Source organism: Pseudomonas sp. St316, assembly GCF_018325905.1.
Lineage (GTDB): Bacteria > Pseudomonadota > Gammaproteobacteria > Pseudomonadales > Pseudomonadaceae > Aquipseudomonas.
Genome location: NZ_AP021901.1, coordinates 4,475,527 through 4,500,113 on the forward strand (window position 1 = coordinate 4,475,527; position 24,587 = coordinate 4,500,113).

Consider the following 24,587-nt stretch of genomic DNA (forward strand, 5'->3'; position numbering starts at 1 on the left):
GCGGTCGGGTTACGTTTTGTCTTCGGCGTAGATCGAGGCGGATGCAATAATTCCGCCCCACCGACGATCGCCGATAGGAATGGCTACGGGGTACCCGCTGGCCGTGGTGTTCTTGGCGGCGCCGAAGGCGTAGGACGGTGCGTTTTCCGGTCCGGAGCTTTGCTTGAGGCCTGAGGCCTGGGGGCTGAGCATTTGGATGACGCCGCCGGCGACGAGGGCGATCCCTACCGGCGCCAGGGCCTGGAATCCCGGGATGAAGGAAGCTGCGATCAGGACGGCGCCGATGATTGTCTGGAGAAGTCCGGCCCGCTTGCTGCCGGAAATTACCGGAACAATTCGGATTTCCTCGGCGCCGCCCAGGGCGAACTCCTTTTCCGCCACGTTCTTCCGGTTGCGGAAAATCGCAAACCGCATTCCTCGCCGCTCCAGATTTTTGATTGCCAAATCGAAACCATCGAGGGTGCATTTCAGCGCCTTGAATGCCTCCGCCACCGACTTGCTGCCCAGCTCGCGCTGATGCACCCGGCCGAACATTTTGATGAGCGGACCCGAAAGCAGAATGGTGGTCATGACGGGGCGGCTGTTGGTAATCGCTGACACGGCTTTTCTCCAGGCATAAAAAAACCGCCCGGAGGCGGTTTGCTTGATGTGTTTGGTGATTTACAAGCAGCTTCTGACCGCTTGCTCCATATCGCTTCGGCCATATCCTGGGGCCCAGGCCATGCGCTGGAACAGCTTTACAGAGCTGCCCTTGGAAGTCTTGCGGATACTCAGCAGCTCGTCGGTCATGTTGTTTGTCGCAGCGATCAGCCGGTACCCATGCTCCGTTTCGGACATTGTCACGTCACTGCGTGCATTCTGCCATTTCGGAAGGACGCAGATCGCGTACCGCTTCGGGTCCTTCGTTGTGCTCGCCGAGATACTGGGGTCCTTTGACTCCAGATCACCGGGCGAAACACACCCCGCCAGCAAAGCAACAGCTACCGCGCCTACGAAAAATCTCATGGGGTCACTCCTGTGGAAGATGGCCCACGATATCACCGGTTGGCCGCTGTACGAATCCCCAGTAACGCCCCGCCTCGCTCCGATAGTAGCCTCATGCCTCCATGCAAGGATTACCCCAGTCCTTCGCCTGCAAGCCCAAGGACTGGGATTGCGCCAATATCGGCGCGTTTATGACCTGGAGGTCAATGTGAGCGAAAATTTCGATGTAGGTACAGTTGAAGCTGTTTATCAATTGACCAATGCGGTTCTGGCCCTAGCCAACGTGTTGGCCCAAACAGAACCTGAGCTGACGAAAGGCTATCTTGCTATCGCGATTGAAGGATCACGCATGGGCGGTCACGGAGATGCTCTAGTCACAGAGATATTCCAGAAGGCATTCCCCGGCCAGCCAATTCCGCAGGCTCGCCCTCTCTCGGAGTTCGCACCCAAAAGGTAACTCAATACTTCTGAAAGATTTTTGCTGACTGGATGGTTGCGTCTTTTACTGCCTGCTCGGAGATGAAGATGCTTCCATCCTTAGTCAATACCCACGCAGGCTTTCCATCTTTGGTTTGTCTTGCGCAAATAACGCCACCATTCTTGGATAGATCAATTTCCTGCTTCATAGCCCTTCTCCCGCGGCTCGGCCGCATCATATTGGTGATTTCGCGTCTCTGTGCCTGAGGATCAGGCGAATTCGGTCCAGCCACGGGCCACCGAAGACAATGATTTCGCTCGGGCGGCCGTACAGGTGGTGCAGAAGGAACGGCCCGGGGCCGAACGTCTCGGCATCTTCACCGGGCAGCGCCGGGTCAATGCCGAGGAATATCCCGGCGTGGTTCGGGTGAGCCGTCCGCCCTACTTCCATCACGACCATGTCGCCACGCTGCGGCTGATCGACCCGGTAGAAGCCGGCCGCCTCGTAGTTCGCTTCGTACAGGCTGGCGTTGTCCCTGCTCTCCCACCAGCCGTCGGCACGCTTGAAAGCCTCGAACTCCAGCCCCCACTCGCGCTTGTACCAGTCGGCGCAGACCTGCCAGCAGTCCCAGGCGCCGTGGACGAATGGCCGCTTGAGCAAAGGCGTTTCGCCAGTGGGCACCACTGTCCGGAGGTCGCCCTCGGGCCAGCTCAGGATGTGCCAGGGCAGCTCCGTGGACTCACACATCGCCAGGTCGCGCGGCGACGGCCGGCTGGTAGCGTCCGGGTGGGAATGAACGATGCCGATCACCTCGCCCAGGTCTTCGGCCGCGGCGTATTCCTCGGGATCGATGCGGAACTCTTCGTTCGGCTCGGTCGCAGTGTTCCTGCAGGGGAAGTACTGCTGCTTGCGCCCGACGGCCAGCAGAAGTCCGCAGCACTCTTTCGGGTACTCGGCCGCCGCATGCGCCTGGATCGCGCTCAGGATGTGCTTGTGCATGGTCAGCTCCGGGCAATGAGGGAAACAGCAGGGAAACCACCGAATGGCAGCGGGTTACCCTCGCCGAAACGGGGGATGCAACCGCGGCCAAGGGTCGCGTCACATTCATCCAGTTCCGGGTTATCGGTGACGACACCGTCCTTCGTGACGTATGGACCGGTGTAGCCACAATTGGGACCGCGGTAACCGCCGGTGAGGCACCAGTGGCACAGCGTCGTAGCCTGGCGTCCGATAGACTCGCCGCCGACGTCGCCCGGGCTGGCAAGCTCCCAAGCCACAATCGTCCCGTCCTCGTCCACCTTCTGGTCTATGTACCAGACCTCGATCGTTTCTTGGGCTGGATCCGCTTGCGGATTTCCGCCGGGGAAGTTCTCGGCGTCCAGATAAGTACCAAGCGTGTGCCGCATCGTAACCTTGAAATCCACCAAGTCTTCGAAAGCCAGGCACAAGGCTGTTATTCGGCCGTTGACATTGCCCACCGACAGCGTGGGCCGGACGGCCGTGCCGTCGCCGTTGGCCTCGAGCCCGTCAACCTGTGTCGGCCAGGCGCTGTACTCGTTGCCTTGCCACCAGATCGGCTTCGCTGGAAGCTCATCGGCAGCGGCGCCGGCGGCAATCAACTCCGCCGCCGTGTGCGGGATGGCGTGCCCATGGAAGCGCAGCACATCGGCGCCAAAGTCCGAACCGTCCAGCTCAAGGAGCACTACTTCGCTGCCAGGTTCTAGAGCCTGGATGTCACTGATCAGCGGCATGATTGCCCCTTATGGTTGGAATGCCCGCTCGAAAGTGGCGGTGAGTTTGAAGACACCGCCACCCATTGGTGTGGGAGCGGGATTTTTGCAGGTGAACAGCCCGAGTTCTCCGAGCGGTGTTGTCCATAGAAACGCCTTTGCCCCGGCGTGACGGTCGAGGAACGCCATGATCTGCTGCACCTCGACCTTCTGGCCGACACAGGTAACCGGGTAGGAGTCCTCTTTGTTGTTCGGGCCGTCGCCGACGTTCTGCGCGTAGCCGTTGCCAAACTTCGAGGTTCGCACCCGATAAGTGATATCGGGTGTTTCCCCGCGCTCGGTTGGCCAGGTGAATGTCTCGATAGCCATCAGCCCCTCCCATTGATAACGCGCCAGATTGCGCCGCCAGGCTGCAAACCTCTGGAAATAGCGGTTTCGGCTTCGGTTTTGGCTGCTTGCTGGATGCCCTTGCCCAATTGCGTTCTGTCTTCCGTGGTCGTCGTGCCGCCATCACCAGTGGTCTGGACGGAAACGGCGACAGGGAAGTTGTAAACGTTCCCGCCGCCACTGCCGCCACCACTGATAGCTCGGACACCCAGTTGGCCGCCGGCGGTCCGGGTCAGCGGCATGATCGCCTCCTCCCCCGCCTCGCCCATGACTCCAATCCCGCCGCCAGCCATACCGAAAGCTGTTGGCTTGCTGACAATGGAGTTGGTGAAGGCCGCGCCGTTGGCGAACATCTGCACGCCGCCAGACCAGGCGCCGCCCTTGGCCTGGATACTGCCCGGGGTGAAGCCTGACAAGTCAGTCCCGGTGTAGCCGGCCTGGGTTGAGCCGGCGGATGATGCACCACCGCCGAAATACGAGCCGGCGGCAGATGCAGCAAGACCGAACAACGCTTCCATGGCCGAAGAGGCTGCCGCCCGAGTCGCGATGCGCGCCATGTCTGCCAGGATCGACTTCGCAAAGTCCGAGAACGACAGCTTTCCGGTCATAGCGAAATTGACGATCGCGTCTTCCATAGAGCTGAACGCGTTGGTGAACAGGCTCCGTGTCTGCCCGGCAACGTCCCGCGCCGACTCCAGGTAGTTGCTGAACGCCGAAGTAGCGCCTTTGCGCCAGTCGCCCTGGGCCTCTGACATCTGCTCGTAGTTGCTGAGCACTGTCTGACTCAGGTCCTTTTCGCTTTTGTTGATGGCTTTCAGCTTGGACTGGTACTCCTCGGCGCTCATGTTGCGCGATGCGTCGGCTTTGTCCCGGGCCAGGTCCAGACGTTGCTGGTTAGCACGGTCGGATATACCGTTCAGCTCGCCGTTGATGGCGTTCTCGCGGTCACCCCGGCCAACGCCATCCGCAGCACGGGCTCCAGCGCGCCGCAGGGCGACGTTCTGCTGGTCCAAGGCGTCGGTGTAGGTTTTGATGGCCTGAGCTTGCTTGGCGAGTCTTCCCTGCTCGTTGGTGGCAATGACTTCGAGTTCGCTATCCGCCTCCTTTTGCGCCTTGACCATGTTGGCACGGGCGTCGGCGATCTTCTGGTCCAACTGGATGCGTTGTGCAGCCGAAGTACTGGCCTTGCCTTTCGACGCCTCCAGCGCATCAATCTCAGCCTGGTAAGCAGCCGTGACCTCGTCCCGCTCATTGCCAATAAGGGCCTGGCGCTTGAGCAGGTAGTCTTCCTGAGTTACCAGGCCAGCCTTTTGAGCGGCCTCCAGTTCCTTCTGCGCGTTTTTGTACTCGCCCAGGATCGCGGACAGTTGGTTTTTCGAGTCGTTGAACCCGGTCAGGTTGACGGCAGATGTCGTCGCCTTGGGGTCTTTGTTCTTTTCGCGGATGTTCTGGATCGTCTTCTCGACGACGTCAGGCTGCACCAGCGGATCATTTGCGTTAGCCTTGCGAAGCGCCTCGACGTCCCGCTTGTACTCCTTGATCAGCTTGTTGCGCTTTTCCTCGTTGGTGAGGTTGGAATCGCTGATAGCCTTTAGGCGGGTGCTCGCGTCGATACCTTCCCGCTGGATCTGGGCGTTCAGGCCCTGGGCCTTGGCGATGGCGTCCTGCGTGTTCTTCTGCTGGACCAGGAATTCGAGTTCCAGCTTCGAGTTTTTCAGGGCCTCCTGTGCATCGGTGTCGCTCGGGTCGCCGATGACCATGCTTTGGGCGGCCGCCATGCGCTGCTGCGCATCGGTGATGCGACTCGCCAGCGCCTGCTCGCGTCCGATGTCCTTCACTGCATCAGCGGTAGCCGATATCTCGCCCTTCAGGCTTTTCCAGCCGCGCTCCCAGATGGAGAGGTTTTCCGTCACTTCGCTGCTGCGATTCTTGATCGTGTCGACATAGGTGTCGGTGAGCAGCTTTGCAGCGCCAATGGTGTCGCCCTGGGCCTTCAGCGCGACTATTTGCGAGTAGGTGCTAGCCGTAAGGAAGTTGTACTGGTCGTTCAGCTCCTTCGCGGCCGCGACCGGGTCCTTGCCGATCTTCACGAACTCAGCGATCGTTTCCTCGACTGCTCGCCCAGTGGCCTTTTCCCACTCCAGCGCGGCGACCGTAATGCCTTCAAAGCTGCCACTGACGATCTTCCCTGTTCCCGCCAGCTTCGTCAGGACCTCTGCGGCAGCACCAGTGGTGCCAACGGTTGCGCTGACTTGGCGCGCCATTTGAGTTAAAGCGTCCGCCGACGTACCGGCAGCATTTCCGGTCTTTATCAGTTCTTCCCGGTATCCAACAGCCTCCTCACTGCCGGAATAGTAGGCATACGTCAACCCGGCGATGGCGGCCGCTGCCACGGTGAACGGGTTAACCAAGCCCAGCACATAACCGCCCAGGGCTTTGGCAGCCGGGCCAACGCCACCAAACATATCTTTCAGCTGGCCGCCCTGCTGGAGGAAGACGCTCAAAGGCGCCTGGCCGCCCTGCAGTGAGGTCACAATATCGGTGAACTGGGCTGGAACACCACGAAGGGCAGCCTGCATAGCCTTCGCTGACATCTCCGTTTGTCCGGCAGTCCTGCTGAAGGTGCCTAGGCTTGAGACGGCCTCATCGCTCTGCTTGGCGAGCTGACCAAATACTGGGCTGCCAGAGCCAGACCAAGCGCCTAGCCCCTTCATCCCGCTGGAGAGGAAGGTCAGCTTTTGGCCGGACTCGAGGAACGCATTGCCAGCCGTCTTCGTGGATGCAGACAGCGAGTCAAGCCACTTACGCGCCTCCTGCGTGGAAGACAGAGAATCGACAAAGCTGCCGTTCTTAATGGCATTTCCAAGCGAGAACATGCCAGCCTCAAGAGCTGACGTACCGCCATGCAGCTTGCGGAATGCTGCGGTCGAATCCTCAGCATCCTTGGCCTGCTCGCGGAGCTGATCAGAAGCCTTCTTCGACGATGCGCCAAGTTTTTCAGCAGATTCAGCAACCGATTTCACCGACTTCTCGGCCCGGCCGCCTGCTGCCGTCAGCTTGTCGAGGTCGGAGCTCGCCTGCGCAGCATCGGTCGAATCGACCTTGATGCCGAGTTCAGCAATAGAAGTCATGCGGGCTCCGTTATTTCGATTCGCTCATCACGAGCATGGCTTCTGCTTCCATGACGCGGACGTCGTGAAAGGCTTTTGAGAGTTCGCGCCGCTTCATGCCCAGCATGCTGGCGACCGATGGCAGAGCGTTGTAATCCAGGCCAGAGGCCCCGCCCATACCGGTGCGCCACTGCGTCGACATCGCCTCGAAGAGCAGGAACGCAGACCAGTTGTCCGGCCAGACGTCGTACTCCACGGGCGGGATGTCGGCCAGGGTCATGCCGAAGGCGGCGAGGTCCGCTTCAGACGGCCCCGGCTCATACAGGACGCGGGCGGCGCCGGTCAGTTTCCCAGGCGGGCCGGCTGATAGGCGGACTGGTAGGCCTCCAGCACGGCCTGGGGCGCACCGACGCAGGTCTTTACCAGGTCAGTCAGCGATTCATCCGACAGTTTTTCGTCAAACGTCCAGGCGGCGACAATATCCTTGAGCTGGCCGGCCTGAATCGCAACCTCGGCGGCCGTGGCTTCCTGCCAGGACAGGCCATCCTCCTGCACGCGCTTCTGGTGCTCTTCGCGCGCGGCATTCCACTTGTCGAAGTGAGCGGCCAGGGCCAGGCGGTCCAGGTACTTGAATTCGAACTCCACTTCCTCGGGCTTGCCGCCCACGCGAGGGATAGCAACCTTCGACTTGAAGGTCGGGTTCTGGGAAATCTTGATCTTCGCCATGGGTTACACCACTGCCGAGTAACGGGTTGGGCGGCCGGCCAGGGACAGCGTAATGACTCGGGTCATCAGGTTGTTTCGGCCCAGTGCCGGAGTGGCGGTGATGGTGACGTAGCCGTTGTAAATGATGCTGCTGCCACCAGGCAGGTTCAGACGGAGGACGCGAATCGCCTTATCCTCATCAGCGGCCTCTACCACGGCCACGTACGGCAAATCGGGATCATCAGCCACGGTGAACGTCATGCTGATTGGGTTCTTGGTGGTTGGGATCTGGCGATCATCGTCGTCGGCAAGGAAGCCGAAGGTGAGGAATTGCTGGTCACCGCCAGAGGGGTTGACGTCTGTGATTTGGGGGATCTCCACGAACCCCGTCACCTCGCGCACCGAGCCTACACCGGAGCCGGCCGGATAAGGTTGTACGTTGGTGGTGTTGATGTTTTCGAGCGCGAAGGTGCCGGTATCGCTATCGGATACGCGAGCAGCCCGGTTATTTAGGCGAGTCCAGCCGGAGGTCACAGCGATGATGTCACCATCGGTCAGGCCGTGTGCCGCGGCGGTCGCTACGGCCGGGTTCGCGTTGCTCAGCGCCGTCACCGGGATGGCGGTGCCGTAGGTGGTGGCGATTTCAAGGGTGGCGCCGTTGGGGAGTCGAAAGCCCATGTGTTTTTCCTCTGTGCAGAAATGACAAAACCCGCTCAATGGCGGGTTCTGGGGTTGCCCAACGGGCGAATTAGTTTGTGTCGGCTCGGTACTGGAACGAGGCCGCGACTGTGAATGTGCTTCCGTCCGGGATACCCGGGCCAGGTGCAACCGGCGTCATCACCAGCGCGACCAGGCCGCCACGCGGAATGCGCAGATTCAGCGGGAACAGTACGGCCAGTTCGTCGACGATGCTGCTCGCCTCGGTCCGGTACTTCCCGGACGGGGCCACGATATTGACCTGGAACACGCCCGTGTACAGCCGGTGGTCGCCGCCAAGCGTATTGCTGGCGGTATCGCCTGGAAGCGTGAAGGCCCGTAGGTAGGTTTCGCCGCTGGCAGGGGTGTAGGTCTCGTTCTCGACCACCACCTTCAGCGGCTTCGTTCGGGCCTTGGCCCAGGCCAGCAGGCGCGACTCGAAAGCCGCGGCGATGATGTTGTGGCTCATACCTGGTTGTTCCTGATGGCTTCGAGGACGATCTGCTGGAAGCGGGCAAGTGTGATTTGCACCATGCCCGCCGGCGCCTGCGCGGAATGCCCGTACTCCAACGGAATGCCATAGACCAAGTTGTTGACGATATAGGCCACCTGCCCGGCTTCCAGCTGATTCGCTTGGGAGACGAGCTCCGCGATTGTTTCGTGGCCTGCCTTGTCGAAGGAATCGAGGCTATGGGTCGCCGGCGCGCCGATAGTGAGCTGCCAATTGCCTTTGAATCTGCCCGTATCCACAGGCGACAGCCTGATCACCGAGCTGCCGATCTCGATCACCACCTCACGGAAAACGTCGTCAATGGCTCCCCTGGCCTGCTCCACGAATGCCGCCAGGCTCTCGGCAAAGCTGCCCTGCTGGCCGCCGTAGCGGCTGGTCATGTGGTTTCCCATTATTTGCGCACCTGCAGTTCGAACCCGACCGACAGGCCGGCATAGTTCCAAGGCGAGGCCGCGATCACGGTGTAGACCGTACCGTCGAACGTGATCTTGTCGTCGTTCTGGGGTGTAGGCATGTCCTCACCGCTCAGTTGAACTGGCGAGACCAGCAACTTCACATCACCGCGGATGATCAGCGTGCCATCGATGTACTTGCTGTCGTATTCCTCACGGAGCCCCGAGCCGTTCACGACCAGCTCACTGGGGGCGGTCGGCGCATCCGGGTCGTACTCGCCCTGGGTTTCGCGGCGCAGCACCAGCTCAAGGCCTTTTCCGCCCTTGCTGCGAGGGGCAAGCATGCGGGTGGCCGTAGCCTTGGCCCGGTCATAGATGTCTGGCATCACTTCCGCCTTATTTTGTAAATGGCCGAGCATCGGCAGTTGGCGCGCTCACTCCAGCCGGCGCCCAGGCTTGAATCGCCCGGGTACCTCAATAGCGCACCGTTCGGGCTCTGGAATGGCTGATCCTTCTGCACTTCCTGGCCGCCCATCACCGAATGGGTGTGGCGGACCTTCTTGTCGCCGCGGTCGCGCCAGGTCTTGGTGACCCAGTCACGGTTCAGGCCTTGATTGATCAACTGCTCGTAAACCTGGTCACGGCCGGCACCGAACGATTCCAGGGTCTCGGCTTTCGAAAGCATTTCGGCATAGGTCTTCATCAGGCGCTCTGCATACCGGCCGGCGATCTTGTCGACGTCGGCCCGGGAGACTGGCTTGCCGGCAGCGATGGCCCGGTTCACGATGCCATCGAATCGGCGGTCCCGGCGGATGCGCTGGAGATACTTGCGCATCTCGTCAGGGTTTCCGCCCAGCAGCTGCTCGCGAGCGTTGATGACGAATTGGGCGTAGTTACCAGGAAGCCCGACAACGCCACCAGATCGTGCGCCGGTTTGGGCGCTGACCCGGCCCACCAGATCCAAGGCAGCCTGTCGCGGGCTTCTGGTGAGCGGCGTTGCCCCGATCTCCACCTGCAGTTCCGGCTGTACCGTCGGAGGGATGACAACTCGCCGACGCGATCCCATGACAGCGCGGATAGCCTCTCGGACATTCACGTCAGCCTCTCGGCGAATTTCCTCCGCCTTGGCTGCCAGCCATTGCTCTGGCTCTGGCTTGCGGGCGTCAAACTCGAACCGCCCCAGGTCCTTCGGTATGGCTATAGCCTTGATCTCGAGCTTTGCGCCGGCCAGGTATGCGTTCCGGACGAGTTCGAGAAACGCTGCCATAGCTCCCATGCTGAGCAGGGCAGCCAAGCCGTTTTCGTCTTCCTCGTTGATAAGGCGCTCAACATCCGCAACTGTTGCCGCACCGACCACCAGCTTGATCTGTGCCAAATAGGCCTGCTGCATCGCAGGCTCCATTCCTTCGATGGCCTGGATGATCTGCGCCGGGGTCATACCGTAAACACCGCAGGCAGCGTGTAGCGAGCCACAAGCACAGGGGCAATCATCTCGTCGATGATGCTGATCACCGGGCGAACCGACCCGGCGGCGTCTGCCCCCACAGAAACGGCGTACTCCGTCTCCAGCGGGCCGACCTTCTCGCGCTTGACCATCGAGGCGGACACGAAGTCAGGGCTGAGGCTGCCCGGCTCCACGATCTCGCGCAGCGCGGCTTCGTACGTGGCCTGCTCAACCTCGACGGGCACCTGGTCGGCTGGAATTGGGTTGCCCTCATAGTCATAGGCGCCTGTGCGCGGCCATTCCCTGGCTTGCCCTCTGCCCTCGGTCTTCACGCCGGGGAACAATGACTGCCACACCCCAGAAGCAAGCAGCTTCCGGTAGCGGCCGTCGATGTAGACCGATGCCCGGATCAGCGCGGCCTGCTTCCCCACCTCATCGCCGGCCCACGCGGCATTCGCGCGCGCAGCGTGATAAGCGTCGGCTTCTGCGACGGTTCCGTAAAAGTCTGGCATCGGGGTATCTCGAATAGGTGGAGCGTCATGCGCTCCGGTTTTTGCGGGGTGTTACGCCTTGGCAGCGGCCAGGGCGGCCTTCAAGGCTTCCAGGTTCGCTTCCTTGTCGAATGCGACATTCAGCGCGGTCAGCTCGTCCATGACCTTCTGTTTTTCGGCGGCTGCCTCGGCCTCGTCCAGCTTCTTCTGGAGGGTTTCGGTTTTGCTGTTGCCGGCGGCATCGATGCCCAGCGCTTTCAGCTTGGCGAAGAGCTCGGCGCGCTCGTCGCCATCACCCGCAGGCACCTTGCCTTCTACGCTCAGAAAGGAAAGGCGCGAGGCCCCTTTGTGTCCTTCCGGAGTAAGATCGACATCCTTGGTCTCGCCGGGCTGGATGAAAACGACGCCCAGGGCGGTGTGAACCCCCTGCAGCGCCTTCGAGTTATTGGTCACTTTCATGGCGACCTCCTATCAGGCTGCTGGTGGGGTGATTTCGTCCAGATACGCCACGGCGCCCGGCAGACGAATTTCGGTACCGCCGGTACGAGCGATGATCCCGGTCTCGAAGCCCATGATGGACTTCTGGCGCGGGGCAAGGACGCGACGCGGCATTGGCAGGTGGAAGCGAACAACTTCCGGGTCCTTGCGGTAGGCAACCAGGCGACCACCGCCGTCCTGGGAAGCGTTGCGGGCCTCGCGCAGCGGAGCGATATCCAGCGGCAGGCCGGTCTCAGCGGTGTAGATGTTGTTCTTGCGAACGTACTCCAGCACCGTGATCGTGCCGTCGCCGACGCCCAGGCGCGCCGTGGCGATGTAGCGGAAGGCATCGGGCGGCAGGCGGAGAGTGTCAGCCCATTCGACCTCACCGGTGTTGGTGCGTATGGAGCCCAGGACGCCGTTGATGTCGGCCATGATCTGATCAACGGTCTTGGCGGACCAGAAGGTCGAGCTACCAGTGCCGGTAGATGCCGCATCGACGCGGGACACGTTGCTGTCGTTCAGCAGGCCGGTCCAGCGCTTCTCGGTGCTGCCAACGAAAGCGATGCTGTTCAGCAGGCGCTCGACCTTGTCGGCAGCGGAATCCGCCTTGGTGCCGCTCAGGTTGATGCCGTACAGCTGAGCCTGGTTCACTTCTTCCAGGTTCCACTCCCAACCGGAGCCGATCATGGCGAAGTCGTGCGAGGCCTGGTCATGGGTGACCGAGTTGAACGGCATGTCGGTGCCGGAACCCGACAAGAACTTCGCTTCGCCGGCGGTATCGACGGTGAAGAAGGTGGTGCCGATGGCCCACGGTGCACCCTCGGTCACAACCGGGATGCTTGCCGCGTAGTTGAACGCCGGGTAGCGGCGCGTGTAGATGCGGGTCTCGATGTTCCGGCCCTGGGCCAGAACGAACGGGAACGCCGACTGCGCGTCTTCGAAAACTTGAGGCATGTTAAGCGCTCCGATGTTTGAGGGAGATTTCGACGATGTCGCCGTTCGCACCGGTGGTGTCGAAGAAGGCGCCAGGGATCAGCACGGCTCCAGCGGCAGCAGTCGTCACGTAACGGTTGGTGGCGGCGACGTAGTACACGTCGTCACCTGGCACTACCGCAGCGCCGGCAGTGACGTACATCTGGCCGTCGGTCATGAACGCGCCGGTGAAGTCCTGCGGGTAGCCGTCGATCAGCGTGGAGCCGGTCGCTACCGGTGGTACCGCAGCGCTCAGCACGGCCAGGCCGAGGAACAAGGTGCCGGTGGCGGCGATCTTGTGATCGTTGCCAGCGCCAGCTACGCGAAACCCGGGGGCGCCGAAGACAATGCCCTCAGCGTTCGAGACGGTGCGACTGATCTTGTTGCACTTCTCTTCGTTGGCGACCAGGCCTGGCACGCCTTTGGCCGGAGCGTTGGTGTGGGTGGTTTGGTAAGTAGCCATGTCGTGCTCCTTATGCCTTCGGTAGGTGGGCGGTTTGCATGTCGGCGATCATCTGCAGGCGTGCTTTTTCCGATTCGTCGCCGACGGTCTTGCCGTCCTGCTGAATCATGTGCTTGCGGAACGGGTCGCTGGCCGGGTCTTTCGCGGCGTCTTCCACCAGGATCTCGAAGCGCGCGTCGATGTAGGCGTCAGCCTTACCGGCCACGGCCGCATCACCCAGCCTGGCGATCACGACAGCCTTGCGGATATCGGCATCGGTCTTGCCGGTGTAATCGGCGTCCGCGATCGACTTCGCTTTGCTGATCAGGTCAGCGCGGGCGGTGACGCGCTTGTCGATATCGGCGTCGCTCAACTGCTTGGCCTTGAGGGCGTCGATCTCGGCATCTTTCTTCGCCAGCTCGCCATCCTTCAGCGCCAGCGCGGCGGTGTGCGCGTCGGTCAGGGATTTGATGTTTACCCCGGCATCGGCCAGCTGCTTGGTCAGCTTGTCGATCGCCTGGGCGCCTTGGTCGGTCGTCTGGACGGACAGGCCATCAACGATGACCGTACGCAGTGAATCAGCCATGTCATGGCCTCCTTTGGGGGTGTTTGGTTCGTTGTCACCGATGCGAAGGTGTTCGCCACCCCGAGCGCGATACTCAAGGGCGAGGTGATTCATTTTCATGGTGCCGAGGTAGCAGTCGTACGGCTCGCCATCGGGAGAAACGCCATCCTGAAACACCACTTCGGCGCCGTAGCCCATGGACAGCTCACGCTTGCCAGCCTCGTAGTCCTCGATTGCCTTGGCGTCCATCAGCACCAGTGGCACCTTGACGAACTGCCCGTCGCGCACGACCTCTCCACCGGTCTGGCCGATGGCAACGTCCTTCCAGTTCTTGGAATTGACGCCCTTACCGCCTGGGTGGCTGTTGGTCATTGGCCGATATGCATAGGAGTGCATGGCGTCAGCGTGGAAGACCGCGCTTTCAGGCCGGTACACACGCACGATTGGCTTGTCCCTCAGGCCGTGCTCGTTGTCCGGGTCGATCTCGGTGCCCAGGTAATCCTGGATACCGGTGCGCGCCACCCGAGCCTCAGCCACCAGGTAGCCGTCCTCGGTGCGGCGGACGCCCGTGACTGGCACGGAATCGGTGAAGATCATGGTTCGATTTCCTCGAGGTCTGGTTTTGCGTCAGTCGGCGTGGACGGGAGATCATCAGCGCTCTCGTCGTCAGGCAGCTCTGCGCCAAACTTGTCGATAGCGGCCTCAAGCCCGGGCATAACGCTCAGCTCGACCAGCAGGTTCACCGAAGCCGCCGAAAGCGCTTCCTCGGGAAACAGACCTGAGTCCTTCAGCGCCTTGATGGTGTCCGCCGTTGTCTTGCCGATTTCTGCCCGCTCCTTGGCCGTGGCCTGCCACAGCGGCGCCCAGACGTAATGGATTTCCTTCGGGCGGCTGCCCAGGGCGGACCGGATCAGGCACTCGTCCAGCACGCTCATGGCCGGCTTGATGTCCAGCTTCTGGCGCGAGGCGACGTTGTCGTAGTAATTGCGGGTGTTCTCTTCGCCGTTTGCGCCCAGGCCTGTGGATGACTGGCCGAACATGCGGGTGCCCGGGATATCGAACGCGCCGGATACACCCTGCTCTGTCTTGGCGATCACCTCAGGCAGCGTGCCGAAGCTTGCCGATTTGGAGCTGTGTGTCTCCAGGCCGTCGAGGATCAGTGTGCCGTTGATGCCCTTCGCGGTCGCTGCCAGGCGCAGGCGCTCCAGCAACTGCCGCTCATAGTTCTTGTCCTGCATGCTGGACATGAGGTTCGGGATGTTGATGACGTCGATCTTGGCCTCGTAGACCAGGCTCACCACGTTGGCGACCGTCTCGTCGTAGTGACGGACGGCCGGCATGGCGGACAGCAGTACCGAATCACCCCAGCCGAAGCCGGTGCCGACGGCCAGTTCAGGGTCTGGGTGCGGCGTCCCGATGAAGATCACCAGGCGCGACGGGTGGATCTCGACCACGCTGCCCGGCAACCGGTAAGCCTTAGGCTTGCCGAAGCGGGGGCTCTGCGGGTCCTGCTCGATCTCGGTGGCGCTGAGTTGCCGCCGGGTCATGACGGTCAGGTACTTGATGCCGCCCTTCCCAATCCGGTCGGGGTTGAGCTCGGACGCTGTATCGCGCTCACCGGTCCCGAGGAATACAGCAGCACCACCGAACAGGCGGGCCTTCAACAGGGCCTCAAGGGTCTTGCCCTTGACGTTCAGGCGCTCTTCCTCGGCCTCGATCAGCTCAATCTGATCCTTTTCAGCCTGCCAGTTGCGCCAGTTTCGGCACGCGTCCACCGCCGGGATGGTGACTCCCTTCTGCGCCGTCCACGATCCACGGAAGGCGTTCAGCAGTTGCTGGTCGTCCATCTCGGGAATCGCATAGTAGGAGTGCGATGCCTTGTCCCGCGCAGTGCCCAGTCCCGCGACCAGGTTCTGCAGGCTGTCCTTGATGAAGGTGTATGCGCTCATTGGTTGCTCACGTTCGCGAGGGTGTAGCTGCCCGCAATCGGGAAGCGCTGGACAATGAAGTAACCGAGTGCGTCGACCGGGTCTTCAGTGCCGTCCTTGTTGGGTTCGCCTTTTTCGTCGTAGGCCTGCTGCTCAAGCACCTGGGTACTCACCGGGCAGTTGTCGGTGTTCACCAGGTAGCGGCGGCTCTGGTCGATGTTCAGGAACATGGCGTTGACTGCGAGCACCCTGTCGCGAACGGCAGGGTTCGATGGGTTCACCATGACCATGAACCCGGCGGCGCGGAGCAGGCTGTGGTCCGACTCGCTGCCGCTCACGCTCTTGCGGTTCTTGCCGCTGGCATCCGGGTAAACCGTGATGCTGTGGCCTGGGTACCGCCGCTTGAGCTCCACGATCATGGCCGGCGTGTCGAAAAGGTGCGTGGCCTCTTCCAGCAGCAGCGGCAGGCCGTCACGGATGACATGCACCGTCGCGGCCATCCGGTTGATGTTGAAGTCCATGCCGATGTGCAGCTGCTCGCCTGGTCGTATCGTTGCGTTGGTATGGTTCTTCTGGCGGCAGAAATTCGGGTACACGCTGCCCGACGTCAGGTTGACGAACAGGCCATCGATGTACGCATCCACCAGGTTGGCCGGGTAGGACTTCCGCAGGGACGGGATGTAGTCCTTCGGAAGGTTCTTCGCATTCTGCCGCGTGGAAGCGTGCACGATGCCGTAGAACTGTCGCTGCGATGGGTCGGCCGCCAGTTCCTTGACGAACTTGCGATAGACCCAGTTGAAGCCCTCAGGTGTCGTGGTGACATCAATGGTGTTTTGATCGCGGCCAAGCCAGACCGTCGACATCCGCGCAATGATCTTCTTCCAGGCGCTGTCGGCCTTCTTGATCGGCATGCAGTCGATCTCGTCGACCAAGGCATGGGCGATGTTGAATCCGACGATTCGGTGCGGGTGCTCCATGCTCTTGCAGATGATCGTGGAAAGGCATCGGCCTTTCTTGTCACGCAGATACACGCGCTTGTTGCTGGCAACGATGTCGGCGAATAGCCCGAACGCTTCTGCAACCCCTGGCAAGGTGTCGTAGAAAATGTCGGTGATCTGCGGATAGGTGGGGGCAAAGTAGCCCTGAGGAATCCCAGGAAACTCCAGCGCGTTGATACACATCCGCACGCAGCCAACGAAGGTCTTACCGCTGCGGTAGCCTCCCACGAAGGCCATGAACTTGTTGTGGCTGTTGATGAACTCAAATTGAGGCTTGTTCAGCATCAGGATCGCTTGCATCTTCAACCCCGATGATTACTTGCTTAGGCTCGGGCAGGCCCTTATCCGGGTCCTCCAGTTCGCGCTGTAGCTTCTGAATGCTCAACCGCTTGATCTCGTCGTCGAGTGACTTGTCTGGTTCCACGCGACGATTGACGAAGGCGTCACCCATCTCCTTCGCGGCCTGCTCCAGGATCTGCATAGCCAGGCCGATATTCTTCATCGTCTCGGCCTTCTCCACGAAACGATTCATGGCGCGTAGCCGATAAGCGCGGTTGGCTATGGGTATCTCTGCGGTTTGCTCGCGGAAGCGCTTCCGGGTGTCGTGGAATAGGGTTTGCCACTTGAGCGCCAGATGGGAGCCGGCACGCTTTGTGGGGTCATGCTGCTCGACCTGCTGACGGGTCACGTCCACGTCAAATTCTTGCTTCACCGCCTGTGAGACCTGGCTCGGGGTGTCGAAACACGCCAAGGCCTGAACGATGAAGCTCTTCACCTCATTTTTCAGGGCTGCCATAAGTTAGATTCCGTCTCACGCCTGTCTTACATCAGGCCAACTTGAGCAGACAGGTTCCGCAGGCCCTCGATATGTTCAATTTCCCCACCTCAGCAGGATTTTTTGCAGCCTCCACCAACGCTTGAACGTCAGGGCTTGCACCATACCGACGCACCACGCCGACGAACTCCTCTACGTCGTGCCCGCGCATCTCAAGCTTGGGCAGACCGTCCTGGGTGAACTTGGGGGTGCCGTACTGATCCTTGGCCTGGGCGATGTGGTACAGCTCATGCTCAACCAGCGCGCAGAAGTCGGTGTCACTGCACTGGGCGCAGTAGTCGGCAGCCAGGGTGATGATGTAGGCCGGCACATCGCCGAACCAATCACGCATCTGCTGCACCATCCTGGCCTTCTGCCAACCACCCGCACGAAATGCAACCTGCTCGGCCTGGCCCAGGACTGTGCGGCCCTGCTTGTTGAAGCTCGACGATGCCCACATGACGCAGATGTCTGCGTCCAGTAGGTGAGCGTGGTCTGGGTTGTGGATGCTGCCGGTTTCGGCAAGGATCTCGGCCTGTAGCCATTCCCATACTTCGGGGGCTGGGGTCAGACGGATACCGAAGTCGGACAACTCGGAAAGCTCAACCAGTGAAGGTGGAGGGTATGGCCTATCCATGACTCCCTCCAATGTACGCGCCACAACTTGGCGCATTCGAAAACGTGGCGCGGATTACTGCTTGCGGCGCTCGATGCCTTCAGGCGCCTTCGGGCACCCCATGCAGTGTTCACAGTTGAGCGCCCGGCAGAGCCAAGCCTTGACCCGCTGCCAGTACGTGACCATGAACAGATGGCGGACGCCGGCCAGGGCCAGGGAAATGTGCAGGGTCAGCCCCGCAGTGGTCGGGCCGAACAGAAAGCTGTTGTGCCCAGTGGTGACCACATAGGCGCTGATGGCAATCGTCGAGTAGATCAGCTTCCCGAGGATGCCGTCCCTTACCTTCCCGCTTACCACGCACCAGAACGCCCACAACGCAATGAAGGCGCAGGCGACAGAGTTGATCAGTTCAAGATTCATGGTGGGTTGCCTCCCCCGAACCGCTGGCGGATGAACGCCCAGAGGTCAGCGGCTTTGATGGCCCGGGTGATTGCAGCAATGAGCGATCCGCCGAAGGTCCCCAGGAGGAAACCCACACCAGCCACACTGCGCGGCTCGACCACTCCGAAATAGGAACTGATCAGGCCCGTCAGGTAATGGGCGCAGACAGCACCCGAGAAAATGAAGATGGCCCAGGCCTTTCGGTCTACCAGGTCGTCCCGGTGCCAGAAGCTGGCAGCGATCGCACCTAGCAATCCGGCGAATGCCCAGTCGAGCTTATCGAACAGGCGCTGTAGAAACTCCATGCGCTCGACTCCGTGGGCATGACTAAAAGTATCTCTAGGCGCATAAACACATTTGCTATCTTATGCGCCTAGAGGTATAATTTCCCCATCAACTAAACAAGGAGATGGAGGTGCAAAGCAGGCAGTTGATAAAGGAGCTTGAAGCCGCTGGATGGGTTCTAGATCGAGTAACCGGAAGCCACCACATGTTCAAGCATCCAAACAGACCCCAAACAGTTCCCGTGCCACACCCCAAGAAAGACCTACCAATCGGAACTGTAAGGGCCATCAAGAAACTAGCCGGGTTGATATAGCCCGGCTTCACCCTTCGCACCTCCTGAGGAGATACATATGCAATACCCAATCTGCATCGAATGGGGCGACGAAAACACCGCCACCGGCATTCAGATTCCTGACATCCCCGGTGCAATTACAGCCGGCGACACATTCGAGGAGGCGTACAGCGCTGCCGTCGAGATCGCCAACATCATGCTTGAGGAGATCGCATCAAGCGGCGCACCTATTCCAATGCCATCTCCAACCGCCAAACACCGGAGCAATCCAGAGTTTTCCGATATGGGCTGGGGCATGCTGGAGGTGGACATCACGCCATACCTGGGGAAAACCGAAAAGGTTAACGTGACACTGCCTGGCTTTGTTGTGCAGCAGATCGACCGCTTCGTCCGCGACCACAACATCAAAAGTCGCTCATCTTTCCTGGCCGATGCAGCCATGGAAAAGCTGGGACGGTAACAACCTCAGTGAATGCTGAGGCCCTGAATAGGTGCGCGGTCTTTCCCACCGTCCGCCAAAGGCCTTCCCAGCGTCGACGCCCTACTGCATCGATCTCGCTGATCCAGTCTCGCGCCGCTCTGCAGCAAATTGGTGTGGACAGAGCGCGCGGGCTGCCGGTGTTCTTTCGTGACGCGTGACTTCCGGCAATACCGCGTCCAGGTTGCCCGAAGGCTGCCCTGGCTACAGGTGAATTTCAGGCAATAAAAAGCCCGACACAATGGCCGGGCTGATTACCCAATCCTCGAAACACGCAGGAATGACAGGATGGGCTAATAATGGCTCATTGGCTCAACTGGAGTCAAGCGGCTTTTGCGTCGATCAACCCCTCTGCATCCAGGAGGATTTGCGCGGAGACCAAAGCCTCGTCCACCTCCCGCTCCAGAGCCTTGCGAATGTCGCGCCTCCAGCGCTCTTGGGTCTTGATCGGGTGTGGCTCGTTCGACCAGTTGTCCATTTCGTACCACCCAGCTGGCAGGACGTTGGTCGACCGCTTTCCGTCCACCCCTGGCAGTTTCGGCAACGCCCAGGTCACGATGGCGCAGTGAAGGAAACGCTCCGGCGCCGGCGAGCGCGTTGCCTTCGTCAACTCGGTGATGGCGGCATGCTTACGCTCGGTGTGGGTCGAGTACTTCGCTACCAGCGCCCGCCAGTGCGGCGGCGACAGCGTCTTGTGCAGCCGGCTGAACACCCAGCAGTCCTGAAGGAATGCAGCCTCCTTGCCGACGATTTCCCCCTTCTGCTTGGCGCACTGAACCTTCGGCTCGAAATCACACCCGCCGGCGGAGTTGATGGTCTCGGCGGCCAGGGCCCGGACTACTGCGGAAATCACGTTGCGATAGGTCATGCTGCAGCCCTCTTGAGTTCGCGGGTCTTGGCCCGGTATTCGGCGGTGATTGCCTTGAGTTCTTCGACGGTGTATTTGCGTGGCTCATGATCGGCTTCAAGGGCCTCAACCGCCTCCAGGCCGATCCGGGCGATAAGGCCGGTGCGGAATCCCTGGGAAACGGTGTAGCCCTTGCGAGCGTGCATGTAGGAGCCCGAGTTACAGGCTTTGCACTGAAGCCAGATATTGGTCGGCTCCAGGCGAAGCTCTGGTCGGGCACCTTTGCCCATGAAGTGGCCGGCATCGAACGCACCGCCGACCTTCCAACCCTGCGCCGCCAGAATCGATTCCTGCGACTCGCCGCAACTGATGCATCCACTGCCTATGCTCAGCTCGTAGGTGCGTCGGTAGTCGCGCACGGCCTTCTCTGCATCCTTGAGGTGGTCACCGCGACTCTTCAAAGCCTCCTTCCGGACCTTGATCTCCCGGCGCTCGACCTGAGCCAGGGCCTTGCGCTTCTTCTCCTGCTTGGCCCGGGCAATGGCGACGCCACAGTCAGGTGAGCACCAGGTTTGAAAACTTGCTCGAGGGACAAATGAGGCCCTGCACGTTTGAACAGCGCATTTTTTTGGGCGTGGTTGCTTGGCTGTGAGACTGTTGGCTGTACGGCTCATGCCGCCTCCCCGAACATATCCAGTTGACCGCGCGGCACGTCGAGATACGTCTGCGCCCGGCGATGCGTCATGTTCTTGCGGAATGCTGCGCGCTCAAGGCGGCGATCAGCAGGGCCAGCGCCGTTGTATCGGCAGAACGCCAAGCTTGAACGAGCCCGGTCCGACCAGAACTGGCGATTTGCTTTAGGGCATTGGCTGATTTCTTCGAGAGTTGTCATGCTGCCGCCTCCCATTGCTCTGGCATCTGCCCTTTCGGCTCGCTCCAGGTGACACCCTTCTCGGCGCCGAAGACGTACATGCACTCGATCACGTCGCCCAGCTCAGCCACGGTCATGCGCCTAGTGCTCTCCCCCAGCATCACCACGCCGCCGTTGATGCCCTGAGCCATTCGGATCTCCTGGCGAGCTGCGGCGGTCATGAGGGCCTTCCAGTCCTCGCTGTCGAGCTTCTGCATGACGCCGTTAACCGGCCAACCGACCTGGCGGGAGATATCGCCCAGCATTGCCCACAGCTTGGCGTTCTGCTCCAGGGTGCGGCGGGACTTCACCGGGCGAACGATGATCTCAACGGCGCCGGCGGTGGCCAGCTCAGTGGCGAACAGGTAGGCCAGGCGGAACACTTCGCGGATGCGGCTTTGACCGGATGACCAGAAGTGGCGGGGCTTGTGGATTACGTTGGTCATGGCTTTTTCCTCCATGGCAAGAAGGCCGCCCGGGCGAGCATGCTCATCTCGGCGAAGTCGCTACGGTTCTGCCAGAGGATTGCAGCGGCAAAAATGAATGGTGCAACCGGGAGCATCGCCAAGCAGAAGGCGCGGGCCGCAAGCGGATACTTGGTCATCCAAGGGCGGATACCTCTTGGGTTGAAGGTCGGGATTCTCATGACTGCTCTCCCTGGCCCATGGCGGCGAGTAGGTCGTCGCACTTCTTCACAACTGAGTCCAAGTTGGCCTGGCGCAGCGGGCGGTAGGTCGCCATACACTGGCGATGCTCGTCCGCTTCTGTATTGGCCGAGTCGCGTAGGGTTTCGAACAGTTCCATATCGCAGAGGACTTTGCCCTCGCGTCCACGGCGCAGCGCCTCGCACTCAGCCTTCAGCTCAGCATTCACCCGCTCGTAGGCTTCGTAGCCGGTCTTGAGGCCGGCGATCTCTGCGCGGAGTTCGTTCTGACGCTCGATCACAGCCTTGTAAGCGATCAGATCGTTCTTTGCTTCGCGCTCAAACCGCTCGTTCTCGGCCAGTACCTCAAGCGCCACTTCCTCGAGCGTCTGCTTGCCCAGGAAATCCTCCAGCGCTTGAGAATTGTCCAGCCAGTCAGGTGACGATGCGCTCCAAGCGGCGACCTCGGCCCACAGCAGCTTGTGGAGTTTTTGCTTGTCGATGGTCATGTCCGCTGCTCCCTGATTTTCTTGCCAAACTTCGCCATCAACTGAGCCCGGGCAGCCGCCCCGCTGCATGGGATGGCTTGGACTTCCAACAGCCTGGCCTGGCGGTGGCGGGCGTACTCCTCGGCGCGCTCAACCTCGGTCTTCTGGCTGTCGTGGCCGATGCCGGGGGCGATGTCTTCCAGCGGCTTGCCCTGCATCAGCATGCGAATGGTGATGTCGTAGGCCCTTTCGAATACCTTGCTGGCCTTCTCTGGGATCAGGTCGCCCAAGTTGTGCATCTCGCACTGCAGTGCTGCGTGGCGGACGGCTGGGTGGGACCAGGTGCGATTACCGAACCGACTCGGGTGGGCGTTCACCAGTGCCTCGAGAAACGCCTTGTCGTGCGCGGGGATGCCCAGCATGTCCGGCGTTGGCTGGCAGAGCTTGATGAACTTGCCAACGCTCGGCGCAAAGTCCGTGCCCAGCGAGCGGCAGCGCTCAATGCCGAAGCGGATCTGCTCCAGGGTATTGATCTCGGCCACGATGAACGCTTTGATCCAGCTGCGCTTGGCGGTGCTCAGGGCGGCATCGGTCGGCCAGGCCTGCTTCCACGCCGGGAAGATGGCTTGCAGCTCCTTGAAGAGCGCGTTGACGACGTCGACGGTGCCCGGCGGCAGTGTCTTTGGCATAACCGGCATCGCCGGCGGCTTGTAGCCAGCCATTGCGCTGGGGAGGTCATCGGTAGCGCCTGCCGCCTTCATGAGCTGCGTTGCGCTTCTCGGGGGCTTTGGCTTATTGCTCATAGCGCGTCCTCGAGATTGTCAGCCCAGGTCTGATCGTCGAAGTCAGGACCATTGACCTGCCGTCGCCCGGGGAACGGGTGAACGTTGTTGGCTGTGGCCTTGTCGCGCTTCACCCACTTCACCAGCAGGCTCACCCAGGACGCTTGCGTCTCGATGCGGCCGGATGCCGAGTAGTGGCAGACGAACGCCGCGGTCGCTTCATCGGTGAAAGCGTCAACAGGGATCGCCATGCGTAGCGCATAGTTCTTCAGCAGATTCTGTTCAGGCACCCAGTGCAGGGTCATTTCGGTTGGGGCTTTTGGGTCGGCGGAATTTTCCTGCCCCTCGCGTAGAGGGTTGTGTTGATCTTCTCCTATTCCCTTCCCTTCCCTTCCGGGGTCGAATGGTTGGCGACCGGTCGACGACTCCTCGGCGAATTGTCGACGACCGCTCTCCGACTGGTCGTCGAATTCAGACGCCGGCGCGGGATATTTGAAGTTCTTTTTCTCGATCTTCTGGTGCTTCCAGCCACGAACATGAAGGTAGTTTTTGCCATCTACCCAATAGCTCAACGTCAGGTTGGCGCGCTCCAATTCACCGAGCAGGCCACTGACCTCCTCGACGGTGATGTCGTCTCCAGGGAACACCAGGGCCTTAATGGTGCGGGGCGACAGCGGGTGATTACCGCCGTCATCACAGAAGTTCCAGATGCCGATGAACAGCAGCCGAGCCAGTGGGCGGCAGGACATGACCTGCTCGCTCGACCAGAACTCGGGCTTGACGGTGCGTATGCGAGCCATCATGGACGTCCTTTGCCGACCAGGCCGGCGAGTTCGAGAAAGCGATCCACATACCAATGAGGCTGTGTCTCGCGTGGGCATTGAGGGCTGGTGAGGTTCTTGCCGTACTGGAGGCCCTTTTCAGTCACGGACCAGAAGTCGACCATTTCGCCCTTGGAGTTTTTGCGCTGGAGCTGCTTGAGGAGCCCACGGCTCGCCAGGGCGCGATTGAAGGCGGCGGGCGAGTAGCGGATGCCGTTGTCCTTCAGCAGAGCCGTGGCGGACTTGGTGGGCATCGATGAGCCACCGACGGCATCGGGCGCGGCGTCGATGGCGTAGCCCGGGAGGAATTTGGCGTCCAGCCCGTTGTTGGTGGCGATCTGGGCGAGCATCATCATCTTGCTCGACGGCGCCGGCTTGAGCAGGCGGTCGAAGCATTCCAGGATGGCGAGCTCACCGACGATCTTGGAATTGTTCGTTGGTTGGACCGAATAGGCACCGGTCTTGCGAATGGTCGGAAGGACCTGCCCAACTACCCACTCTTCGAACTGCTCGGCAGCCGGTAGCTTCGACTTCATGACCAGCCGGTACATGTCGCGCTCAGGGATTATCTGCACCGCACGGACCTGACCTCCCATTTCGGTATGGCAGGTATTGACGGCTTTGCAGTGGGCATTGATCGCCTTGGAGGTATTGGCGTAACCGAGAGCTTCAGCGATATCCTTGGCGATGAACCAGGGTTCGCCGCGCCCGTCGTCAATCACCCGGACCGGGAAGCCGTGAAAGTCGAATGGAGTTACTGGAGAAATGCGCGACACGTTTTCAGAATTCGAAAAACGTGGCGCGGGATTGTTCAGGGCCTGTACATCGGTATTAGAGGTATGCATAATCGGCCTCACAGATAGTTTTGCTGTATGCAGTTGAAGAAGCCGGGATTGCGCCCCGGCTTTTTTGTGCCT

At 60.8% G+C, this 24,587-nt stretch carries 37 protein-coding genes; 3 read left to right on the forward strand and 34 right to left on the reverse strand.

All coding sequences use genetic code 11. The annotated features are described in order from the left end of the window. Positions 1-9 precede the first annotated feature (9 nt). Together KI237_RS19720 and KI237_RS19725 are read right to left on the reverse strand one after the other, a co-directional pair. Complete coding sequence (locus KI237_RS19720) at positions 10-570, reverse strand: tail assembly protein (protein WP_502937133.1); 561 nt, start codon at positions 568-570, stop codon at positions 10-12. Between the two features lie 90 nt (positions 571-660). After that, positions 661-1,005 (reverse strand): hypothetical protein, encoded by a 345-nt coding sequence (locus tag KI237_RS19725; protein ID WP_212796676.1) that lies wholly within the window; start codon positions 1,003-1,005, stop codon positions 661-663. 187 nt (positions 1,006-1,192) lie between these two features. Here KI237_RS19725 and KI237_RS19730 point away from each other — a divergent pair, with 187 nt between their 5' ends. Further along, the gene (locus tag KI237_RS19730) at positions 1,193-1,441 is read left to right on the forward strand and encodes a hypothetical protein (protein WP_212796677.1); all 249 of its coding nucleotides are present in this window, start codon (positions 1,193-1,195) and stop codon (positions 1,439-1,441) included. A 1-nt stretch (position 1,442) separates the two neighbouring features. Here the strand turns inward: KI237_RS19730 and KI237_RS19735 are convergent, their stop codons facing one another. From KI237_RS19735 to KI237_RS19845, 23 genes are all read right to left on the reverse strand, one after another. Then, positions 1,443-1,610 carry a hypothetical protein gene (locus KI237_RS19735; protein ID WP_212796678.1) on the reverse strand — a complete coding sequence of 56 codons (168 nt, stop codon included), beginning with the start codon at positions 1,608-1,610 and terminating at the stop codon, positions 1,443-1,445. Positions 1,611-1,636: 26 nt separating this feature from the next. Next, on the reverse strand, positions 1,637-2,401 hold the full coding sequence (locus KI237_RS19740) for a C40 family peptidase (RefSeq protein ID WP_212796679.1): 765 nt from the start codon (positions 2,399-2,401) through the stop codon (positions 1,637-1,639). 2 nt (positions 2,402-2,403) lie between these two features. After that, positions 2,404-3,153 (reverse strand): phage minor tail protein L, encoded by a 750-nt coding sequence (locus tag KI237_RS19745; RefSeq protein ID WP_212796680.1) that lies wholly within the window; start codon positions 3,151-3,153, stop codon positions 2,404-2,406. A gap of 9 nt (positions 3,154-3,162) precedes the next feature. Next, positions 3,163-3,501 carry a phage tail protein gene (locus KI237_RS19750; RefSeq protein WP_212796681.1) on the reverse strand — a complete coding sequence of 113 codons (339 nt, stop codon included), beginning with the start codon at positions 3,499-3,501 and terminating at the stop codon, positions 3,163-3,165. Beyond that, positions 3,501-6,650 (reverse strand): phage tail tape measure protein, encoded by a 3,150-nt coding sequence (locus KI237_RS19755; protein WP_212796682.1) that lies wholly within the window; start codon positions 6,648-6,650, stop codon positions 3,501-3,503. The genes KI237_RS19750 and KI237_RS19755 overlap by 1 nt, the downstream gene beginning before the upstream one ends. 10 nt (positions 6,651-6,660) lie before the next feature. Next, the gene (locus KI237_RS19760) at positions 6,661-6,909 is read right to left on the reverse strand and encodes a DUF1799 domain-containing protein (RefSeq protein ID WP_212796683.1); all 249 of its coding nucleotides are present in this window, start codon (positions 6,907-6,909) and stop codon (positions 6,661-6,663) included. A 62-nt stretch (positions 6,910-6,971) separates the two neighbouring features. Then, on the reverse strand, positions 6,972-7,355 hold the full coding sequence (locus KI237_RS19765) for a phage tail assembly chaperone (RefSeq protein ID WP_212796684.1): 384 nt from the start codon (positions 7,353-7,355) through the stop codon (positions 6,972-6,974). Positions 7,356-7,358: 3 nt separating this feature from the next. After that, the gene (locus KI237_RS19770) at positions 7,359-8,012 is read right to left on the reverse strand and encodes a phage tail protein (RefSeq protein ID WP_212796685.1); all 654 of its coding nucleotides are present in this window, start codon (positions 8,010-8,012) and stop codon (positions 7,359-7,361) included. A gap of 70 nt (positions 8,013-8,082) precedes the next feature. Beyond that, a complete protein-coding gene (locus tag KI237_RS19775; protein WP_212796686.1) occupies positions 8,083-8,499 on the reverse strand; it encodes a phage tail terminator-like protein in 417 nt (138 codons plus the stop codon). After that, complete coding sequence (locus KI237_RS19780) at positions 8,496-8,921, reverse strand: HK97 gp10 family phage protein (protein ID WP_212796687.1); 426 nt, start codon at positions 8,919-8,921, stop codon at positions 8,496-8,498. Before KI237_RS19780 ends, KI237_RS19775 begins: the two co-directional genes overlap by 4 nt. A gap of 11 nt (positions 8,922-8,932) precedes the next feature. Beyond that, the gene (locus KI237_RS19785) at positions 8,933-9,319 is read right to left on the reverse strand and encodes a hypothetical protein (protein ID WP_212796688.1); all 387 of its coding nucleotides are present in this window, start codon (positions 9,317-9,319) and stop codon (positions 8,933-8,935) included. Beyond that, complete coding sequence (locus KI237_RS19790) at positions 9,319-10,371, reverse strand: structural protein (protein WP_212796689.1); 1,053 nt, start codon at positions 10,369-10,371, stop codon at positions 9,319-9,321. Before KI237_RS19790 ends, KI237_RS19785 begins: the two co-directional genes overlap by 1 nt. After that, the gene (locus KI237_RS19795) at positions 10,368-10,889 is read right to left on the reverse strand and encodes a DnaT-like ssDNA-binding protein (RefSeq protein ID WP_212796690.1); all 522 of its coding nucleotides are present in this window, start codon (positions 10,887-10,889) and stop codon (positions 10,368-10,370) included. Before KI237_RS19795 ends, KI237_RS19790 begins: the two co-directional genes overlap by 4 nt. Positions 10,890-10,940: 51 nt before the next feature. Continuing rightward, complete coding sequence (locus KI237_RS19800; RefSeq protein WP_212796691.1) at positions 10,941-11,327, reverse strand: hypothetical protein; 387 nt, start codon at positions 11,325-11,327, stop codon at positions 10,941-10,943. Between the two features lie 12 nt (positions 11,328-11,339). Further along, positions 11,340-12,302: a DUF2184 domain-containing protein gene (locus KI237_RS19805; RefSeq protein WP_212796692.1), complete on the reverse strand. Its 963-nt coding sequence runs from the start codon at positions 12,300-12,302 to the stop codon at positions 11,340-11,342. A gap of 1 nt (position 12,303) precedes the next feature. After that, positions 12,304-12,783, reverse strand: a complete 480-nt coding sequence (locus KI237_RS19810) for a structural cement protein Gp24 (protein WP_212796693.1) — start codon at positions 12,781-12,783, stop codon at positions 12,304-12,306. 10 nt (positions 12,784-12,793) lie between these two features. Further along, a complete protein-coding gene (locus KI237_RS19815; RefSeq protein WP_212796694.1) occupies positions 12,794-13,924 on the reverse strand; it encodes a DUF2213 domain-containing protein in 1,131 nt (376 codons plus the stop codon). Beyond that, a complete protein-coding gene (locus KI237_RS19820) occupies positions 13,921-15,276 on the reverse strand; it encodes a DUF1073 domain-containing protein (RefSeq protein ID WP_212796695.1) in 1,356 nt (451 codons plus the stop codon). The genes KI237_RS19815 and KI237_RS19820 overlap by 4 nt, the downstream gene beginning before the upstream one ends. After that, on the reverse strand, positions 15,273-16,538 hold the full coding sequence (locus KI237_RS19825) for a terminase large subunit domain-containing protein (protein WP_249410646.1): 1,266 nt from the start codon (positions 16,536-16,538) through the stop codon (positions 15,273-15,275). Before KI237_RS19825 ends, KI237_RS19820 begins: the two co-directional genes overlap by 4 nt. Continuing rightward, positions 16,516-17,049, reverse strand: coding sequence for a DUF2280 domain-containing protein (locus tag KI237_RS19830; RefSeq protein WP_212796697.1), 534 nt, complete (start codon positions 17,047-17,049; stop codon positions 16,516-16,518). The genes KI237_RS19825 and KI237_RS19830 overlap by 23 nt, the downstream gene beginning before the upstream one ends. Positions 17,050-17,080: 31 nt before the next feature. Continuing rightward, complete coding sequence (locus tag KI237_RS19835; protein WP_212796698.1) at positions 17,081-17,704, reverse strand: putative metallopeptidase; 624 nt, start codon at positions 17,702-17,704, stop codon at positions 17,081-17,083. 54 nt (positions 17,705-17,758) lie between these two features. Further along, entirely contained in the window at positions 17,759-18,103 is a 345-nt protein-coding gene (locus KI237_RS19840) for a hypothetical protein (protein WP_212796699.1), read from the reverse strand. After that, complete coding sequence (locus KI237_RS19845; protein WP_028236772.1) at positions 18,100-18,429, reverse strand: hypothetical protein; 330 nt, start codon at positions 18,427-18,429, stop codon at positions 18,100-18,102. Before KI237_RS19845 ends, KI237_RS19840 begins: the two co-directional genes overlap by 4 nt. Positions 18,430-18,539: 110 nt before the next feature. On the opposite strand from KI237_RS19845, the gene KI237_RS19850 reads away from it, so the two are divergent. Both KI237_RS19850 and KI237_RS19855 read left to right on the forward strand, forming a co-directional pair. Continuing rightward, positions 18,540-18,722, forward strand: coding sequence for a type II toxin-antitoxin system HicA family toxin (locus tag KI237_RS19850; protein ID WP_212796700.1), 183 nt, complete (start codon positions 18,540-18,542; stop codon positions 18,720-18,722). 37 nt (positions 18,723-18,759) lie between these two features. Further along, complete coding sequence (locus KI237_RS19855) at positions 18,760-19,161, forward strand: type II toxin-antitoxin system HicB family antitoxin (RefSeq protein WP_212796701.1); 402 nt, start codon at positions 18,760-18,762, stop codon at positions 19,159-19,161. A gap of 340 nt (positions 19,162-19,501) precedes the next feature. Here KI237_RS19855 and KI237_RS19860 read toward each other — a convergent pair whose 3' ends face one another. Genes KI237_RS19860 through KI237_RS19900 form a run of 9 tightly spaced genes read right to left on the reverse strand, consistent with a single transcriptional unit; the run spans position 19,502 to position 24,515 of the window. Then, positions 19,502-20,047, reverse strand: coding sequence for a hypothetical protein (locus KI237_RS19860; protein WP_212796702.1), 546 nt, complete (start codon positions 20,045-20,047; stop codon positions 19,502-19,504). Beyond that, positions 20,044-20,700 carry a recombination protein NinG gene (locus KI237_RS19865; protein WP_212796703.1) on the reverse strand — a complete coding sequence of 219 codons (657 nt, stop codon included), beginning with the start codon at positions 20,698-20,700 and terminating at the stop codon, positions 20,044-20,046. Before KI237_RS19865 ends, KI237_RS19860 begins: the two co-directional genes overlap by 4 nt. Beyond that, positions 20,697-20,918: a hypothetical protein gene (locus tag KI237_RS19870; RefSeq protein WP_212796704.1), complete on the reverse strand. Its 222-nt coding sequence runs from the start codon at positions 20,916-20,918 to the stop codon at positions 20,697-20,699. Before KI237_RS19870 ends, KI237_RS19865 begins: the two co-directional genes overlap by 4 nt. Continuing rightward, positions 20,915-21,382 carry a recombination protein NinB gene (locus KI237_RS19875; RefSeq protein WP_212796705.1) on the reverse strand — a complete coding sequence of 156 codons (468 nt, stop codon included), beginning with the start codon at positions 21,380-21,382 and terminating at the stop codon, positions 20,915-20,917. Before KI237_RS19875 ends, KI237_RS19870 begins: the two co-directional genes overlap by 4 nt. Beyond that, the gene (locus tag KI237_RS19880; protein WP_212796706.1) at positions 21,379-21,582 is read right to left on the reverse strand and encodes a hypothetical protein; all 204 of its coding nucleotides are present in this window, start codon (positions 21,580-21,582) and stop codon (positions 21,379-21,381) included. Before KI237_RS19880 ends, KI237_RS19875 begins: the two co-directional genes overlap by 4 nt. Then, positions 21,579-22,088, reverse strand: coding sequence for a hypothetical protein (locus KI237_RS19885; protein WP_212796707.1), 510 nt, complete (start codon positions 22,086-22,088; stop codon positions 21,579-21,581). The genes KI237_RS19880 and KI237_RS19885 overlap by 4 nt, the downstream gene beginning before the upstream one ends. Then, complete coding sequence (locus KI237_RS19890) at positions 22,085-22,870, reverse strand: replication protein P (RefSeq protein ID WP_212796708.1); 786 nt, start codon at positions 22,868-22,870, stop codon at positions 22,085-22,087. The genes KI237_RS19885 and KI237_RS19890 overlap by 4 nt, the downstream gene beginning before the upstream one ends. Next, positions 22,867-23,652 carry a DnaT-like ssDNA-binding domain-containing protein gene (locus KI237_RS19895; RefSeq protein WP_212796709.1) on the reverse strand — a complete coding sequence of 262 codons (786 nt, stop codon included), beginning with the start codon at positions 23,650-23,652 and terminating at the stop codon, positions 22,867-22,869. The genes KI237_RS19890 and KI237_RS19895 overlap by 4 nt, the downstream gene beginning before the upstream one ends. Beyond that, positions 23,649-24,515, reverse strand: a complete 867-nt coding sequence (locus KI237_RS19900; protein WP_212796710.1) for a BRO-N domain-containing protein — start codon at positions 24,513-24,515, stop codon at positions 23,649-23,651. The genes KI237_RS19895 and KI237_RS19900 overlap by 4 nt, the downstream gene beginning before the upstream one ends. Positions 24,516-24,587: the final 72 nt, after the last annotated feature.